Below are 16,202 nucleotides of genomic sequence, written 5' to 3' on the forward strand. Positions count from 1 at the left end.
TCTTTGCCATGCCCATTTTTAGGAATGTCGTGAAAAGGACAGTCTTTTTAGCCTGGCATGCCAGAATTTCCAGTTGCTTTATTCCAGATTTAATGATTCCTCCCATCTAATGCCGAGAGCCTATTAATATAATTATAAAAGTATCTTACATCGGTTTAGGATTTTTCTGATTCTTATCTGCTTCATTTTTTAGTTTCGCCTGACACATTAAACAAACTACTGATGATTTCTTTCTGACAATTAGCTCATCCTCGTCATAGTCGTCATCATGTTGATCAGCTATTGCCACTTCTTCCTCAAACAGCTTACCGCATAACATACACCGTATTTTCATATCACACCCCCGCAGTTTAATTAAGCAAGGTAAGATATTCGCCGTTGCCTCTCATAAATCCTGCCCGTAAAATTAGCGGAGTCTTATAGGGTGTGCAAATAATTAACTTATAGCATAGTTTACCCCAATTGATAAAAAATAGTTTTCATCTCAATTCATTAACAATAACCACTCCGGCGCTGGTGCCAATTCTGTCGGCCCCGGCTTCCAACATGGACAGCGCTTTTGCCAGATCGCGGATTCCTCCCGAAGCTTTGACGCCTATCCGGGGTCCGACTGATTGTCTAATTAATTTTATATCATCGACCATAGCGCCTTCTTTATTAAAACCAGTTGATGTTTTGACGAAATCGGCGCCCGCGGCTACGGCAAGCCGGCAAGCTTGAACTTTTTCTTCGTTTGTCAAAAGGCATGTTTCCAGGATTACCTTGACAATTGCTTCAGGCTTTGCACACTTCGCCGCGCTAATTACACCAGTTAGATCCTCTTGAGCTTTTCCGAGCAATCCACCTTTAAAAAACCCGATGTTCATTACCACATCCACTTCTGAAGCACCCGCCCTAACCGCCGCAGCCGCCTCAGCCGCTTTTACGGCCGGCTCGCTTGCGCCCAGCGGAAAACCAATTACCGCGCAAATACCAATCTTTGTATTTTCCAACTCCCGGTATGCTAAATCAATATGGCACGGGTTGATGCACACCGACTTAAAACCGAAATCAACGGCCTCCCGGCAAATACCGATAATATTCTGACAAGTAGCTTCAGGCTTGAGAAGCGTGTGGTCAATCACACCGGCTAGTCCGGCTCTTGATATACCCATCTATATTCCCTCAGCTTCCTAATTATTATTTAAGGCAAGTTGAATTATTTTCTCAACCAGTTCGGGGAATTCAATTCCCGCAGCGCGGGCGGCATCCGGCGAGAGGCTCGTGGCGGTCATGCCGGGAATTGTGTTTAGCTCCAGGATATACGGCTTTCCCCGGCGCTCAACAATAAAGTCCACCCGCGCCAATCCGCGGCAGCCTAAAGCCTTAAAGGCGCGTACTGCCAAATCCTTAATCAAAACCTGCTGTTCCTCCGGAATACGCGGCGGGATAATATGGCTGCTCATACCGGTGGTATATTTGGCCTCATAGTCGTAAACACCAGTGGCGGAAACGATTTCAATCAGGGGAAGCGCAACCGGCTCGTCATTACCCAGCACTGAAGCAGTTATCTCCACACCTTCAACAAATTGTTCAATCAGGGCAACCGGATCGTGCTGAAAGGCCAGTTCCAGGGCTGGAATCAGAGCCCGCTCCTGATGCACAAAAGTTATACCGATTGTGGAACCTTGCGTGGGCGCTTTGACTACCAGAGGCAGGCCCAATTCACCGGTAATTCGCGCCGCTATGGACGGCAGGTCCTGAAGTCCGGTTTCTTTCTTACCAACCAAGACGAACAAAGGTGTCGGCAGCCCTTCAAAAAGCAACATTTTTTTGGTAGTGATCTTATCCATTGCCATAGCACTGGCTAAAACACCTGAACCGGTATACGGTATGCCGAGCATTTCCAACATCCCTTGCATCGTCCCGTCTTCGCCGAACTTGCCGTGCAATGCCAGGAAAGCAAGTTCTATCTTTTCCTCTCTGATTCTGTTTACTACGTTGTTGTCCACATCTATCTTCACACACGGATAACCTTTCAACCTTAGAGCGTTGTAAACAGCCTCGCCTGTACGCAGGGACACATCCCGCTCAGCTGATTTACCGCCCATTAAGACCCCAACCTTTAAAGCCAAAATCCATTACCTCACTTTAGATTTTATAATTTGTTCTAAAATTATATTCGCTTAATAACGAGAAAAACCTACAAAAGAGTTTTCCTTGACGTAATAATTTGATTATTATATAATAACGAACGGAAGAGTTGCAATACAGGGGAGTAGCTCAATTGGTAGAGCATCGGTCTCCAAAACCGAGGGTTGCGGGTTCAAGCCCTGTCTCCCCTGCCAGTATTCTCAAGGGTTTTAACCTTTGAGATTTTTTATTTGCAAATGCTTGGACAGATTTTAAGCAGATTATGGCAATAAAGGTCGGCACTGCCGCTAAGATGAACGCGTCAAAAACTTGAATAAAAAAATCGCAGAAATAATAATCGGTTGGTGAATAAGATATATTGCAAGTGAGTTCTTACTTATCGCTGATATATATTTATTTTCATAATTGAATTCATAAAGACTCTGCTTTTTATAATAATACATTTTATAAGCAAGAACACCTAGTAAAAACATCGAAAGATACGGGCTTAGAGGATAATAATCAACTGTAACGAATTCTTTGTACACAGCGCCAAAGGGAAGCAGCAAACTTGTTTTGACCATAGTATTTTTCAGCGGTATTGCTGTAAGAGCTATAACTGCTGAACTTATGAACAGAAGCATATTATTCATTTTTTTGAATAAAGGGAAAAGAATCATACTTATTCCTAATAAATGCAGGATACCGAATCGAACATATTGTTCTCTAAAAAAAATGTACGTAACAAGAGTAATCATCATCCCATATGCCAGTACCTTGCTCCCTCTGCTTATAGAATTATTACTAAAACCGCTGCTTATTCCTGCAAGAAATATAAATATCAAAGCTGATGTTTTGCCTTCCCAGTACCAGAATCCGCTTAAATAATTAATCCCTATACCAACAAACCGATTCAAATCAAATACCGTATGAAAAATAACCATAAGGATTATTGCCATAACCCTGAAAAAATCTATTTCCCAAATTCGTCTGCTGCCCATTATAGGACCTCTTTTTCATCTTATAAAATGCTTAAATAATGAAAATAGCCCTGCCGTAAAACAGGGCATTATCAAGATAATTGAGTTTGCATCTTCTGCTTTATGCCTTTGCACCCTTAAGCCTGCCGCGTTCTTCCATCTTTTTGAAATCATACCAGATTGGGCTGGCATTGAAAATTGACGAATAAGCGCCGCTTGACACTCCGATCAGCAAAGCCAGAACCATATTGTGGATAGTCGCGCCGCCCATTAAGAAAAAGGCCACCAGGACAAAGATAACTGTCAGCCCGGTATTAATTGAGCGGGCCATGGTTTGCCACAGGCTGTTGTTGATAACATCCTCCAAAGCCTCGCCCTTTTTCCTGTATAACATATTTTCACGAATCCGGTCAAAAATAACAATGGTGTCATTTATTGAATAACCGATAATTGTCAGGACGGCGGCCACGAAGGTACTGTCCACTTCGATTTGAAATATCGAGAAAATCCCTAATATTACTAGAACATCGTGCAATATGGCGATGATGGCCGCGATACCTTGCTTGAACTCAAACCGCCAGGCAATATAAACAACCATCAGGACTGAGGCCACACCCAGCGCCAACAGGGCCTTTCTGATCAACTCCTGCCCGATTACGGGACCAACCCGCTCATTGCGCTGCACCGCAACACCACCCAGCTTTTGGTCCAGAGCTTGCAACACTGCCAAGTTTTCATCCTCGGCCAGTTCTTTGGTTCTAACAATAAAATCGGTTTCACCGCTGCGCTGGATCGAAGCACCCTCCAGCCCAAAATCAGCCAGCACCCCTCTAACCTGCTCAACGGCGGTTGGCTGGTTGAATTTCAAATCCAACAGGCTGCCGCCCCGGAAATCAATGCCCAGGTTGAGTCCCTGGCTGAATAGCGATATGATCCCGGGCACGATCACCAAAATGGATATTACGTACCATATCTTTCTTAGTTTAATAAAGTGAAACGGTTTTTTATCTCTTAGCATCAACTTTGTCTCCCCCTATGCCCCGTACATTTTAACGTTGCGCACCAAGTTGCTGCCGGCCACCAGGTGCAGCAAGTATCTGGTCACGGTGATGGCAGTGAACATGCTTACCAGGATACCGATGGACAATGTTACGGCAAAGCCTTTAATCGGTCCTGTGCCAAAATAGTATAGAACGGCCGCGGCAATCAAGGTGGTAACGTTGGAGTCAAAGATAGCCACAAAAGCCCGCTTGAAACCGGCGTCTATTCCCGACCGCAGGGTCTTGCCGGCCCACAATTCCTCCCTGAAGCGCTCAAAAATAATCACGTTCGCATCCACCGCCATGCCCAGGGACAAGAGAAAGCCGGCGATACCGGGCAGGGTCATGGTCACATGGAGGGCCGCGAAAATCAACAGCACGAGCAAGGCGTAGACAACCAGTGCGAAATCGGCGACCAGTCCGGGCAGCCGGTAATACAGGACCATAAAAACAAGAATCGCGGCAAGGCCGGCAATACCCGCCTTAATTGACTTATCCAGAGAATCCGCTCCCAGGGTCGGCCCGACCGTCCGCTTCTCCATCACTTCCAACTTCACCGGCAACGCGCCGGAGCGAAGCAGAATAGCGACATTGTGCGCCTCCTCAAGAGACGCATAAGGTGAAATCCGCGCCTTGCCGTCTGGGATAGGCGTTTGTACATTCGGGGCTTGAATAACCTGATTATCCAGCAGAATGTAAATAGGCTTGCCGACATTGGCTTTAGTGACCTCAGCGAAAATCTTGGCGCCGTCGGGCTCAAATTCCAGGTTTACCTCAGCCACCCCGCTTTGGTCTGTTCCCTCCGTGGCTGTCTTCAACTGACGGCCGGTCAGCACGGTTGTTCCGTCCTCTGTTTTAAACTCCAGGTAAGCGGTTTTGATCATGTTGCGCACCGCCTCGTCCGGATCGTTAATTCCGGCCAGTTCCACGATAATTCTCCGGTCGCCCTGCTGCTGAACAATAGGTTCAGCCACTCCATAGGCGTTGACCCGGTTTTCAATAATGGCCATGGCCTGCTTAACGCGGTCGGACGTCACCGGCGATTCGGGAGTGTCTTGGGCTTCGAGCACCACGTGTACGCCGCCTTGCAGGTCAAGACCCTGTTTAATTAATTTAGCAAAAGGGAGCCACTTGACATCAGGGAAAACTGGTTTTACCGCTAATACGGCTACAACAGCCACGATTACTATTATACCCGCCAGTTTCAGAAGCTTGTCCCACTTCATGCCGTTCAATTTCCTCCTCTATGGTCGTATAAATCAAAAGATACTATTACAACAACTTCGCCCCGTTAATTACCAGTTCAAAATTGCCATTCAAGAAGCTTGCGGCCCTGCGGCACATAATCATCCGGCTCAAGAATATTTCAAAATACTCCATCACGGGGCAAATGTCAGTGTCAATGGTCAACTCCATGGTAATTGCCCGTTTATCGTCTGCCACCCACAAAAATGAGTGCTCTACCGCATAGTTCACCCGGTCATGAATATCAAAAGTGGCGAAATCCTGGTTTCTTACCCTGGAGCGGTGCACATCAGACTTATCCGCCACAATCAGGGCTGCCGCAACACTGTTTACGGCATTTCCGTTTTGTTCCTCGTGGTTGCCTATAGCTGAAATAACTGTGGCTATTTCAGCCGCGGGCATCCCCATTTGCATTAGGATCTGATAAGCGATTACCGCCCCGGAAATACCGTGTTCGGTGCGGTTGATCACATTGCCCAGGTCATGCATATACCCGGCTATTGAGGCCAACTCAGCTTGCCGCTGCGGGAAACCCAATCTCTCCATAATATTCCCGGCAATTCTGGAAACCAGATGCACATGCCGGTAGCTATGCTCTGTATAACCGATCACGCCAAGGTACTCATTGCCTTTCCGGATAAAGGAGTCAAGCACGGGGTTTTTCCTGACATCCTCCAGGGTGATCATAAACAAATAAGCCCCCCCGACAGGGAAAAGGAGCGTATATCCTTAAAGCTTATAAATTTATCTTGCCGCTCGCACGCGAAATGTCCCGCGGCCCCCACTCCCTTTCCCCTCACTCCTTCTAATCCTAATCCGTTTCGTCGCTAACAACTTGACCGACGGCATTTTTCTGGAACTTTATGCGGACGTTATCGGATACTTTTATAATGAAGAAGTCATCCTTTATTTTATCTATTGTGCCGTACATTCCGCCCACAGTAATCACCCGGTCGCCGACCTTCAGATTATTAATCATCTCCTGAAGTCTCTTTTGACGCTGCTGCTGGGGCCTGATCATCAAGAAGTATAAAATCGCGAAGAGAACGACAATATACAGTATTGAAGCATATTGAGAATTGATACCCACTCTCGGACCTCCTTTCACATTATAGTGCAATAACTTAATTCGTTCATCATGCGAAAAATCCCTTTTTTAAAGAAAAGTTTTTATACAATTAGCCATACTGGTATTTTTCCATAAATTCATCTCTATATTCCACCATTTTCCCCTCGCGTATCGCTTCCCTGAGCTCTTTCATCAGTTCCAAAACAAAACTGAGGTTATGAATGGTTGTTAAACGGATGCCCAACACTTCACCGGCTTTAAGCAGGTGGCGAATGTATGCGCGGCTATAGTTCCGGCAGACATAACAACCGCATTCCGGGTCAAGCGGGTTTAAATCTCTCGCATTTCCGGCGTTGCGCACCACAAGCCTGCCCCGGCGGGTGAAAACCGTTCCGTTCCGGGCAAGCCTGGTAGGCAAAACACAGTCAAACATATCAATCCCTCTCAGCACACCTTCCACAAGGCAATCAGGCGAGCCGACACCCATCAGGTAACGCGGCTTTTCTTCCGGCAAAAATGGAACGGTATAATCCAGCAACTCATACATCAGCTCTTTTGGCTCACCGACACTCAATCCACCAATGGCATAGCCCGCAAAATTGAGACTGACTATCTCACCGGCACTTTTTTTACGCAAATCATGAAACACCCCTCCCTGGACGATACCGAATACTCCTTGCTCCTTCAGGCGGTGTGCGGCCAGGCACCGTTCCGCCCAGCGGCTGGTGCGATCTAGGGCTTCCCGCGCATATTCATAACTGCACGGGTACGGGGCGCATTCATCAAAAGCCATGGCGATGTCCGAACCGAGGGCCATTTGTATTTCCATAGCTTTTTCAGGACTGAAAAAGTGCTCGGAACCATCAATATGAGAGCGAAAAGTAACGCCTTCCTCAGATACCTTGCGCAGCGGGCCCAGGCTAAAAACCTGAAAACCGCCACTGTCGGTAAGAATAGGGCCGGACCAGTTCATAAAACGATGCAGCCCCCCTGCTTCCCGCACCAGTTCCTGGCCGGGCCGCAGATAAAGGTGATAAGTATTGCTCAAAATCAGCCTGCCGCCCACATCACAGACTTCCTCGGGAGTCATGGTCTTAACCGTGGCCTGCGTGCCCACAGGCATGAAAACAGGCGTTTCAACCGTGCCGTGCGGAGTATGCAGCAGCCCTAGACGGGCCCGTCCGTTTTTTTGTCTGTTTGTAACGGTAAAACTAACGGCCATTCAGTTCCTCCGATCTTATATTATCAACATCGCGTCGCCAAAACTAAAGAACCGGTATTTTAACCGTACCGCCTCGTTGTATGCCGCCATTATTTTATCCTTTCCGGCGAAGGCGGATACCATCATCAGCAGAGTAGACCTGGGCAAATGGAAATTAGTGATCAAACCTTCCACCAGCTTAAAACGATATCCCGGATATATAAAAATATCAGTCCAGCCCGAGCCAGGGCAAATCTCGCCTTTTTCCCCGGCAGCGCTTTCCAGGCAACGGGTCGTAGTAGTCCCTACCGCAATCAATCTACCTTTCCTTTGCTTGGTTTCGTTGATGGTACCGGCAGCCTTTTCCGAGATCTCATAATACTCCGCATGCATATGATGCTCCCGGACATCTTTTACCTGCACAGGGCGAAAAGTACCCAACCCAACGTGCAGCAGCACAGGAACTACGACCACACCCATGTTTGAAATCCGTTCCAGCAACTCCCGTGAAAAATGAAGCCCGGCAGTGGGAGCCGCCGCCGACCCCGCCTGACGGGCGTAAATTGTTTGATAACGTTGCTTATCTGATAGCGGCTTTTTTATATATGGAGGAACCGGCATCACACCAACCTGATCCAGTATTTCTTCAAAGATACCGTTATAACTAAACTCCAGCACCCGGCCGCCGAAATCCGTGTGCTCCAAAATCAGCGCTTCCAGGAGTCCGTCGCCGAATATAATCTTCGTGCCTGCTGCCAGCCTTTTCCCCGGACGTACCAGCGCCTCCCAGCGGTTCTTGTCCAGCTGTCTTAATATCAGGACTTCAACCTTCGCGCCGGTTATATCTTTTATGCCATAAAGGCGGGCGGGCATAACCTTTGTATCATTTATAACCAGAGTGTCCCCCGGCCTCAGGTAATCAACCAAATCCGTAAACCGGCGGTGCTCCAGAGGCGCCCCGTTTAGATGCAGGACCATTAGCCTGGAAGCATCCCTCCGGCTCACCGGTTCCTGGGCAATCATCCCCTCGGGGAGGAAATAGTCAAAATCAGATAGCTTCACCCGTTGCTGTTCAACTCCTCATTATCCCGCAAGTATAACCTTTGCCGTTAACAATAACATGAAACCTTTTACCGGCCATAATTTTCCGCAATTTTAATATTCGAATAATAGTATTTCAAAATTTCCTGGTAATTATAACCTTGCCTGGCCATACCGTTGGCTCCCCACTGAGAAAGACCCAGACCATGCCCCCAACCGCTTCCGGTAATATTCACTCCCGTAAGATTTTTGTCCTTATCGTACCCTTTTTTCAAAGTAAATAAAGCGCTTTTCAGGCCAAGAGCAATCCTCACGTTGTCCGCGTTCGCTATCTCAATCCGCAAAGGCTTGTCGTCGGTTCCCACACCACTAACCGTCAGTTTTTTCACCCTGGCGCCGGAAGCGGTATAGACCGTGTCAATACCGGTAATTTTCTTGAATTCATAACCGGATTTTTTGAACATTTCCAGCAACTGAGCGGCTGTATAATCAACCTGCCAGTTATAATGCAAATTGTTCTTATCGAACGGGTCTTTTTTGTATTTGATATACGGCAGGGCACTGGACCACACATCTTCGCTGTTTTCAGTATAACCGCCGCTGCTTGAGTGGAAAAAAGAGGAGATTAGCTTACCCCGGTTGAGCATAACCACGCCACGGGTATCCTCAACCGCCTGGTCCGTGGCGGGCACTTCCTTGTCATAGCCTAAATAGACCTGACTGGACTGGTCATTTGTCAAATTATAGCTGGCACCACTGGTGGCTTCGACTCTTTGGAGGGCGTAATTACGCGCCACGACCGCTTGGGCTTTCAGCGCCTCGGCCGGCCAGGACGACGGCATTTCCGCCGGCACTACCCCACGCAGGTAATCCTCAATATTTAACTCGTTTATTGCCACAAGGCTGCCGCTTTCCACACGGAATTCCATATTGCCCCGGTAGCGCCTGTATTCCGTTCCCTCCAGCAATGAAATCAAGTTTAATCCTTTGTTTGAGGCCAATTCGCTTTCATTTCGGGCGTTTCTCACATACAGACCGGTGTTTTCACTTATATCAACCGCTTCCCCCGAGGCGTTTAACGCCACCAGATCGGCCACCGGCGTTCTTTCCGCAACATTTCCGTCTGCGGCGATAATACTTACCCGGATATTATTCTCTTGAACCGCGACCGGCCCGCTAAAAGGACCGTATTTTTTCCCAGAGCTCTGGAGCATTATTTGACCGGCCTGCAATTCCACCAGCCAGCTTTCCTTGCTTCCTATTTCCGTTATTACCTTGCCGTTTGATAAATTGATTAGTTGATAATCACCATTTGTTTTAAAGCTCATCGATTCAGTCTGCTTTGCTAGAGCCACCCGTACCGTGTCAAACTTCTGAGCACCCTCTGCGCTGATTGGGGGTAAAAGAACTAAACAAGCCAACAGAAAAATTAAGAAACGCTTTGTTCTAATTTTTAATTCCACTTTTTTTCTCCCGTAAATTCTAAAATAAAGTACACAAATAAATTAAATTCGATAAATATTACCAATATCCTTCAATAAATTAAAAATTCAGATCCCACATATTTACCGGCGTATGAATAAATTCACAATTATCGTCAGTAGAATACTTAGTACGATACAAGTAACCACGGGAAAATAAAAGCTGAAATTTTGTCTCTGCACAAAAATATCCCCCGGAAGGTGCCCCAGCCCGAAGAACTTGCCCCCGATCAGGAGCAGTCCGCCAATTACAGTCAGAAACAGACCGAAGAAAAGCATCATCTTGCCGAATGACTCCAACATATTATGCCACCCACCTTCAACCATATGATCTAGACAACTTACTATCAGGCATTGGTACGGTTAGTACGGCACGTTTCTACACGGGAGATTAACTTGTAATATATGCAAGTTAGCTGTTTTTCCTGCCGCTCGGCTGAGAATCACGATAATAACGTTCCTTTTCGCTATATACGCAGCCGCAATACTGCTGACGATACATTCCCAGTTCCCTGGATAAACTAACAGCCTCCCGGTAGCCATTCCTAAAATCGGCATAGTAAAATGGGATCCCATATTTATCCCCTATCGCTTCACCGGTTTCCCTGATAAGTTCGTGTTTCTGGTAAGGGCTTACCAGCAAAGTCGTGCTGAAGCAGTCGAACCCCCCTTTTCTGGCCACTCTGGCCGCCTGGCTTAGACGCATTGAATAACAAAATTGACAGCGTTTGGATTCCCTATGAACTACCCCTTGGATAAACTCTTCCAATTGATACTTTTTATCAAAAATGACATTGAGGCCAATGTCCGCGGCATACTTCTCCAGAGTATCTTTGCGCTTTGCGAACTCGGTATACGGGTGGATATTTGGATTATAGAAGTATCCGTAAATATCCATTCCTGCTCCCCTCAAGTGCTGAATAGGGTATATTGAGCAAGGGCCGCAGCAAATATGCAGCAACATTTTCATAAAAAACCTCCAAATATTGACCATCAACCGCATTGTGCGCTATACGTCCGCCAACATATCTGTTTCGAAGTTAGTATAAACATTTTGCACGTCATCATGTTCCTCAAGGCTGTCTATTAGTTTTACCATTTGTTCCGCTTCTTGTCCTTCCAGCTTGACAGTGTTCAATGGAAGCTTCGTAACCTCCGCATAGGCTATTTCAACATCGGATTTTTCCAGAGATTCTTTTACTGCTGTCATGTCGCCGGGCTCAGTTGTAATCTCGTATGAGTCATCATCACTTACTTTAAAATCTTCGGCGCCTGATTCAATCGCTAACAGCATCAAATCATCCTCATTATATTTGCAGTTTGCTTTTTCAACTACGAGCAATCCTTTTTCCTGGAACACCCAGGCGACACATCCGGATTCCCCCAGACTGCCGCCGTTTCTTGAAAATATATATCTTATTTCACTTGCCGTGCGGTTACGGTTATCGGTCATTATTTCAATCATCACTGCAACCCCGCCAGGCCCGTAACCTTCATAGTTAAACTCCTCATAACTGGCGCCGCCCAGTTCACCCGCTCCTTTTTGTATAGCGCGCATAATATTCTCATTTGGGATGTTTGCTTCCTTGGCCTTTTGGATAGCGGTTTTAAGCTGCACGTTACCGTCCGGGTCTTTACCACCCTGCCGCGCGGCAACCATAATCTCTCTGGCCAAGCGCGTGAATAATTTGCCCCGTTGAGCATCTACTTTTGCTTTTTTGCGTTTGATAGTAGCCCATTTAGAATGTCCGGACATCAATACTCCCCCTTCTTGTCAGGCATACACTGCATTATATTAACTAGTATGAATATGTTTAAACTAAAAAAGCGCAAAGCGCTTAAATAATTCCTAAATTATTTTAGCATATAGATTATCCACACGCAAACGATATGTCTTCTATATGTTTTCTATCTGTTGTATTGTTCCCCTGCTCCCAACGCTTATCCGGTTTTTAAGCTTGCTGTTGCTTGCCGGTAAAAATACCAAGCATATGTTTGAAAGCTACGGTCTTCTATCTTCTAGGGCCAAGTCATTAACCATTTGCAAACGATCATAGGTCAGCGGGCCGACTATTCCGTCTGGATTTAGCCCCTGGTCACGCTGAAATCTAATTACTGCATCTTCCGTAACAGGACCGTAAAAACCGTCTAAGTCGCCACGGTAATAGCCGAGTATTTGTAAAATTTGCTGGACGCGCAACACATCCGCACCAGGGTCCACGCCTATACGTAGTAATCTTCCCGTAAAAGCATTACCTGTTATTTTTACTCTGGTTCCAAGCGGTACAATGTCGTATATCCGGATAACGTCGTCATTCCGCATGCGTACACACCCGTGACTGGCGGCAGTGCCAATAGATGCCTCGTTATTAGTTCCGTGAATGCCGTACCCCACACATGAATTGGAACACTGGTAACTACCTGCCGAAATGGGCTTGTATCAAGGGATATAAGCCTTTATTTTTTCTAAAACCTCATTTTATAAAATACTTATCCTTTTATAGAACTAAAGCCTTTTATAACAATTGTATATATAGTATAATTATGGTGCGGTTTTATTTGTAAATAATTTTTCCATCAGTATATTATTGTTAGTATCTATTTAAAGATAATACTGAGAAATTAATAGAATATAAGAATTGTGGTATAATTATTGTATAAAAAATAAAGGGAATGATATTCTATGAATAAGATATACACAATCGGTCATTCATCGCATAAATTAGAAAACTTTTTGCATTTGTTAAAAATCCATAGCATTAATTGTTTAATTGATGTTAGGAGTATGCCTCATTCAAAATATACACCCCAATTCAATAAAGATGAACTAAGAAGATTTTTGCTTAGCAATAGCATTCACTATATATTCATGGGGAATGAATTTGGCGCAAGACGTGAGGATAAAAGTCTTTACACTAAAGAAGGTTACTTAGATTTCGATAAGGTTACTAATACTAGCTTGTTTAAAGCTGGTATTGAACGGATTAAGACAGGTATAAAAAAAGATTTTAAGATTGCTCTGATGTGTACTGAAAAAGATCCTATTGACTGCCATAGAAACATATTAATCGCAAGGGAATTTCATAAACTAGATTATAGTATTGATAATATACTTGAGAACGGCGAAATTCAAAACCAAGATTTTATTGAAAAAAGATTATTAGATATGTATTTTCCTAACAGAATGCAGCAGACTTTGTTTGACATCATTGATGGTAGAAAAAACGATTCGGAACTAATAGATCAGGCTTATAAGCTAAGAAACAGAGATATAGGTTACAGTATAGTAGAGAAGGAGAGTTTAACGAGTTGAGGTTGTTTACAATAGGGTTTACCAAAAAGACTGCCGAAGACTTTTTTGCATTGTTAAAAAACAATCACATAAAAAAAGTTATTGATATAAGACTTAATAATGCATCACAGTTAGCAGGCTTTTCTAAAGGAGAAGATCTTAATTATTTTTTAAGAGAACTATGCAACATTAAATACTTACATGATATTGACTTAGCACCTAATAAAAAAATCCTTGATGATTATAAAAAAAATAAAATCACTTGGCAACAATATGAGTTGCTTTTTAATAATCTTTTAATCGAAAGAAATATTAAGGATAAATTAGATAAGTATTTTAAGGAGGACTTTGACTATGTTTGCCTTCTTTGTAGTGAAGCAACAGCCGATAAGTGTCATAGAAGGTTAGTAGCAGAGTACATAAAGCGAATTTACCATAATCTGAACATAGAGATAATTCATATATAGTGTCATTACTGAGGGGGATACTAAATGTACAAGGATATTATTCTGCTTACCACATCAAAAAAGATAAATAATTTATGTATTGCTGGCGTGGAAAAAGAAAATGGTAGCTGGGTTAGAATAATATCAGAAGATGAGGAAATACAACACGCCATTACTACTAATGATGCAATGTACGAAGATGGAAGTATGCCTCAAATAATGGACATTATAAGAATTAAGTGCAAGGGATATAAACCTAATTACTATCAACCTGAAAATTACGTACTGGACGATTCATACTATTGGAAAAAAGTAGGTACGGCTAGCATTAGAGAGTTATTGAGAGTACATCCTGTTGAAAACAACTCTTTTCTTTTCTATGATACTGATAAATGTATAGAAAGAGCTTATTTTAATAACTTAAATGATAAAGATAGATATTCACTAACTCTGATTTCTCCAGAAGATATTTGCGTTCACGTAAAGCAATGGTCTAAACATGAAAAGAAAAAGGTAACAATGAGTTTTAACTATAGCGGAAACCGTTATTGGTACATACGCTTAACGGATACAGAATTTGAGAATATATATCTGCAATATCAAGATGGAAATTATAATTATCGGGAAAAATGCTTGTTGGTTGTGAGTTTGGGAGACGTTAACCCCAAAGATAATAAGCATTATAAACTTATCGCAAAAGTATTAAATATAAAGTAAATTGTTAAACAATTATCTGTGTAAGTAGCCCTGATTCTATTTAGGGCTATTTGTTTTGGGAGTGTCACGGCTTCCGTGTAAATGGAATAATCTCACAAGTAATTGTACACACTTGCTTTTACTCATGCGCAGGATAGGGCAACGCGGGAGCGCGACCCGAGCGGCGCGTGAGGTTTGGCGAGGCGGCGATTCCGACTGAAACGTCGCTTTTTTCTGCTGCCTTGGAAAACCAAAGCGATAAACTCCGGGGGTTCGGGGGCAGCGCCCCCGATCACGAAATCATTTTACCTTGCAGCCGATCCTCAAAAAATATCATCAGCTGCCCAATTATAATGCCCCAATCACGAATGGGCATACTCCATTTTTTAGTGATTTCCTGTACCGAAAGATAGACCGATTTTTTGACCGCGTCGTCAGTCGGGTAAATCGTTTTGGTCTTGGTAAATTTGCGCAGCATCCGATGGAATCCCTCCACCGCGTTGGTGGTGTAAATCAGTGTCCGTACTTCCTGCGGATACTTGAAATAGGTGGACAGTTCCGCCCAGTTTGCGTCCCAAGACTTCAAAATCTGCGGATATTTTCTGCCCCACTTTTCACGAAATTCCTCCAGCCGATACTCCGCGTCCTCCAGCGTCGGCGCACCGTAAACCAGCTTCAAGTCTGCCATGACCAGCTTGATGTCCTTGTATGGTACATACCTTGTGGAATTGCGGATTTGATGAATCACGCAAAGCTGCTGTTCTGTTTTGGGGAAAACAGTCTCAATGGCGGTTGAAAATCCGGAAAGGTTGTCCCGGCAGGCAATCAAAATGTCCTGGACGCCGCGATTTTTCAATTCGTTGCATACAGTCGTCCAAAAGCTGGCGCTTTCGTTTTCTGACATCCATATGCCCAATATTTCCTTACGACCGTCCATGTTGATCCCTAAAACGGAGTACAGGCATTTGTTAATGACCCGGCTGTCCTTGCGCACTTTGAATACTATCCCATCAAGGAAAACAATAGGATAAACCGGATCCAGCGGCCTTGACTGCCACTCGGTAACGGCGGGCATTTTACTTTGAATATTCCCTTTTTCAAGATAAAAAATATTTTTGGTGAGCCCAAGAGGTTAAAAACCTGACGGTGCCGAAGGGAAGCCTTGACAGACGGGGTCCCTACATGTGGTACAATGGGAAAACTGACGGGGGTAATTTTTTATGTATGTCTTCGGAGCCACCCTGTCGGTAATTATACCAGCCACATGTGGGGTGGATGTCAAGGCCACTACCCGGATAGGTACAAAGAGTTTGAATATAGTCGCGCTACTTGTTAAGCGGTTGTCATGTAAGACAGCCTCACAAATGATATTATTAACAATGATAATATCTATAGCTTAATCATCTTCTCTTTCTATTACATCTGTATAAATAAAATCACTATATTTTAGTTTTGTCTTTTTATTCAACAAATCCTTCCTCATTGCTAGAACAATATTTCCTACCGCTTCTTTTCCCATTTCCTTACTAGTAGTTTGTTAACACTGAATCTATAATAAAACTTATTTTTATGTTATACTCTTCCCAGGAGGGAGGGGTA

Annotated in this window: 18 protein-coding genes, 1 tRNA gene and 1 pseudogene; 4 read left to right on the forward strand and 16 right to left on the reverse strand. The window is 44.4% G+C overall.

The genetic code is table 11. The features are described from left to right. Positions 1-145 precede the first annotated feature (145 nt). From A4E54_RS12695 to A4E54_RS12705, 3 genes are all read right to left on the reverse strand, one after another. Complete coding sequence (locus A4E54_RS12695; protein WP_286726330.1) at positions 146-334, reverse strand: hypothetical protein; 189 nt, start codon at positions 332-334, stop codon at positions 146-148. A gap of 145 nt (positions 335-479) precedes the next feature. Next, complete coding sequence (gene deoC, locus A4E54_RS12700) at positions 480-1,154, reverse strand: deoxyribose-phosphate aldolase (RefSeq protein WP_240085052.1); 675 nt, start codon at positions 1,152-1,154, stop codon at positions 480-482. 18 nt (positions 1,155-1,172) lie between these two features. After that, entirely contained in the window at positions 1,173-2,114 is a 942-nt protein-coding gene (locus tag A4E54_RS12705; RefSeq protein WP_240085053.1) for a D-alanine--D-alanine ligase, read from the reverse strand. 137 nt (positions 2,115-2,251) lie between these two features. Between A4E54_RS12705 and A4E54_RS12710 the strand changes: the two genes are divergently transcribed. Then, positions 2,252-2,327 (forward strand) — tRNA-Trp (locus A4E54_RS12710). 93 nt (positions 2,328-2,420) lie between these two features. On the opposite strand, the gene A4E54_RS12715 is transcribed toward A4E54_RS12710, so the two are convergent. The 12 genes from A4E54_RS12715 to A4E54_RS12770 form a co-directional block, all read right to left on the reverse strand. Then, entirely contained in the window at positions 2,421-3,113 is a 693-nt protein-coding gene (locus A4E54_RS12715) for a heparan-alpha-glucosaminide N-acetyltransferase (protein ID WP_286726331.1), read from the reverse strand. Between the two features lie 100 nt (positions 3,114-3,213). Beyond that, complete coding sequence (secF, locus tag A4E54_RS12720) at positions 3,214-4,110, reverse strand: protein translocase subunit SecF (RefSeq protein ID WP_240085067.1); 897 nt, start codon at positions 4,108-4,110, stop codon at positions 3,214-3,216. A 15-nt stretch (positions 4,111-4,125) separates the two neighbouring features. Then, positions 4,126-5,358, reverse strand: a complete 1,233-nt coding sequence (secD, locus tag A4E54_RS12725) for a protein translocase subunit SecD (RefSeq protein ID WP_240085055.1) — start codon at positions 5,356-5,358, stop codon at positions 4,126-4,128. A 46-nt stretch (positions 5,359-5,404) separates the two neighbouring features. After that, on the reverse strand, positions 5,405-6,064 hold the full coding sequence (locus A4E54_RS12730; RefSeq protein ID WP_240085068.1) for an HD domain-containing protein: 660 nt from the start codon (positions 6,062-6,064) through the stop codon (positions 5,405-5,407). A gap of 124 nt (positions 6,065-6,188) precedes the next feature. Beyond that, on the reverse strand, positions 6,189-6,467 hold the full coding sequence (gene yajC, locus A4E54_RS12735; protein ID WP_240085056.1) for a preprotein translocase subunit YajC: 279 nt from the start codon (positions 6,465-6,467) through the stop codon (positions 6,189-6,191). Between the two features lie 88 nt (positions 6,468-6,555). Next, entirely contained in the window at positions 6,556-7,668 is a 1,113-nt protein-coding gene (gene tgt / locus A4E54_RS12740) for a tRNA guanosine(34) transglycosylase Tgt (RefSeq protein ID WP_240085057.1), read from the reverse strand. Between the two features lie 15 nt (positions 7,669-7,683). Beyond that, complete coding sequence (gene queA, locus A4E54_RS12745; RefSeq protein WP_240085058.1) at positions 7,684-8,709, reverse strand: tRNA preQ1(34) S-adenosylmethionine ribosyltransferase-isomerase QueA; 1,026 nt, start codon at positions 8,707-8,709, stop codon at positions 7,684-7,686. Positions 8,710-8,777: 68 nt separating this feature from the next. Then, on the reverse strand, positions 8,778-10,151 hold the full coding sequence (locus tag A4E54_RS12750) for a SpoIID/LytB domain-containing protein (RefSeq protein ID WP_240085059.1): 1,374 nt from the start codon (positions 10,149-10,151) through the stop codon (positions 8,778-8,780). 102 nt (positions 10,152-10,253) lie between these two features. Further along, positions 10,254-10,472 carry a DUF2905 domain-containing protein gene (locus A4E54_RS12755; protein ID WP_240085060.1) on the reverse strand — a complete coding sequence of 73 codons (219 nt, stop codon included), beginning with the start codon at positions 10,470-10,472 and terminating at the stop codon, positions 10,254-10,256. Positions 10,473-10,581: 109 nt separating this feature from the next. Next, complete coding sequence (locus A4E54_RS12760; RefSeq protein WP_240085061.1) at positions 10,582-11,139, reverse strand: epoxyqueuosine reductase QueH; 558 nt, start codon at positions 11,137-11,139, stop codon at positions 10,582-10,584. 39 nt (positions 11,140-11,178) lie between these two features. After that, entirely contained in the window at positions 11,179-11,925 is a 747-nt protein-coding gene (locus tag A4E54_RS12765) for a YebC/PmpR family DNA-binding transcriptional regulator (RefSeq protein WP_240085062.1), read from the reverse strand. A 246-nt stretch (positions 11,926-12,171) separates the two neighbouring features. Further along, on the reverse strand, positions 12,172-12,564 hold the full coding sequence (locus A4E54_RS12770) for a L,D-transpeptidase family protein (protein WP_240085063.1): 393 nt from the start codon (positions 12,562-12,564) through the stop codon (positions 12,172-12,174). A gap of 288 nt (positions 12,565-12,852) precedes the next feature. Here A4E54_RS12770 and A4E54_RS12775 point away from each other — a divergent pair, with 288 nt between their 5' ends. From A4E54_RS12775 to A4E54_RS12785, 3 genes are read left to right on the forward strand one after another with little or no spacing between them, the layout of a single operon-like run. Further along, positions 12,853-13,482, forward strand: a complete 630-nt coding sequence (locus tag A4E54_RS12775; protein ID WP_240085064.1) for a DUF488 domain-containing protein — start codon at positions 12,853-12,855, stop codon at positions 13,480-13,482. Next, positions 13,479-13,928, forward strand: coding sequence for a DUF488 domain-containing protein (locus A4E54_RS12780; protein WP_240085065.1), 450 nt, complete (start codon positions 13,479-13,481; stop codon positions 13,926-13,928). Before A4E54_RS12775 ends, A4E54_RS12780 begins: the two co-directional genes overlap by 4 nt. Before the next feature lie 24 nt (positions 13,929-13,952). Next, positions 13,953-14,624, forward strand: a complete 672-nt coding sequence (locus tag A4E54_RS12785) for a dual OB domain-containing protein (RefSeq protein ID WP_286726333.1) — start codon at positions 13,953-13,955, stop codon at positions 14,622-14,624. Between the two features lie 271 nt (positions 14,625-14,895). On the opposite strand, the pseudogene A4E54_RS12790 reads toward A4E54_RS12785, so the two are convergent. Further along, positions 14,896-15,678: pseudogene (locus tag A4E54_RS12790) on the reverse strand (IS256 family transposase); the annotation flags it as partial. Positions 15,679-16,202 lie beyond the last annotated feature (524 nt).

Origin of the sequence: Pelotomaculum sp. PtaB.Bin117 (assembly GCF_002067195.1) — a bacterium.
GTDB classification, from domain to species: Bacteria; Bacillota; Desulfotomaculia; order Desulfotomaculales; family Pelotomaculaceae; genus Pelotomaculum_D; species Pelotomaculum_D terephthalicicum.

Excerpts from the sequence above, each read along its gene's own strand:
- A4E54_RS12695 (WP_286726330.1), bottom strand. The coding sequence starts at position 334 with ATGAAAATACGGTGTATGTTATGCGGTAAGCTGTTTGAGGAAGAAGTG.
- deoC (WP_240085052.1), bottom strand. The coding sequence starts at position 1,154 with ATGGGTATATCAAGAGCCGGACTAGCCGGTGTGATTGACCACACGCTT.
- A4E54_RS12715 (WP_286726331.1), bottom strand. The coding sequence starts at position 3,113 with ATGGGCAGCAGACGAATTTGGGAAATAGATTTTTTCAGGGTTATGGCA.
- secF (WP_240085067.1), bottom strand. The coding sequence starts at position 4,110 with ATGCTAAGAGATAAAAAACCGTTTCACTTTATTAAACTAAGAAAGATA.
- secD (WP_240085055.1), bottom strand. The coding sequence starts at position 5,358 with ATGAAGTGGGACAAGCTTCTGAAACTGGCGGGTATAATAGTAATCGTG.
- A4E54_RS12730 (WP_240085068.1), bottom strand. The coding sequence starts at position 6,064 with ATGATCACCCTGGAGGATGTCAGGAAAAACCCCGTGCTTGACTCCTTT.
- tgt (WP_240085057.1), bottom strand. The coding sequence starts at position 7,668 with ATGGCCGTTAGTTTTACCGTTACAAACAGACAAAAAAACGGACGGGCC.
- A4E54_RS12755 (WP_240085060.1), bottom strand. The coding sequence starts at position 10,472 with ATGTTGGAGTCATTCGGCAAGATGATGCTTTTCTTCGGTCTGTTTCTG.
- A4E54_RS12760 (WP_240085061.1), bottom strand. The coding sequence starts at position 11,139 with ATGAAAATGTTGCTGCATATTTGCTGCGGCCCTTGCTCAATATACCCT.
- A4E54_RS12765 (WP_240085062.1), bottom strand. The coding sequence starts at position 11,925 with ATGTCCGGACATTCTAAATGGGCTACTATCAAACGCAAAAAAGCAAAA.
- A4E54_RS12775 (WP_240085064.1), top strand. The coding sequence starts at position 12,853 with ATGAATAAGATATACACAATCGGTCATTCATCGCATAAATTAGAAAAC.
- A4E54_RS12785 (WP_286726333.1), top strand. The coding sequence starts at position 13,953 with ATGTACAAGGATATTATTCTGCTTACCACATCAAAAAAGATAAATAAT.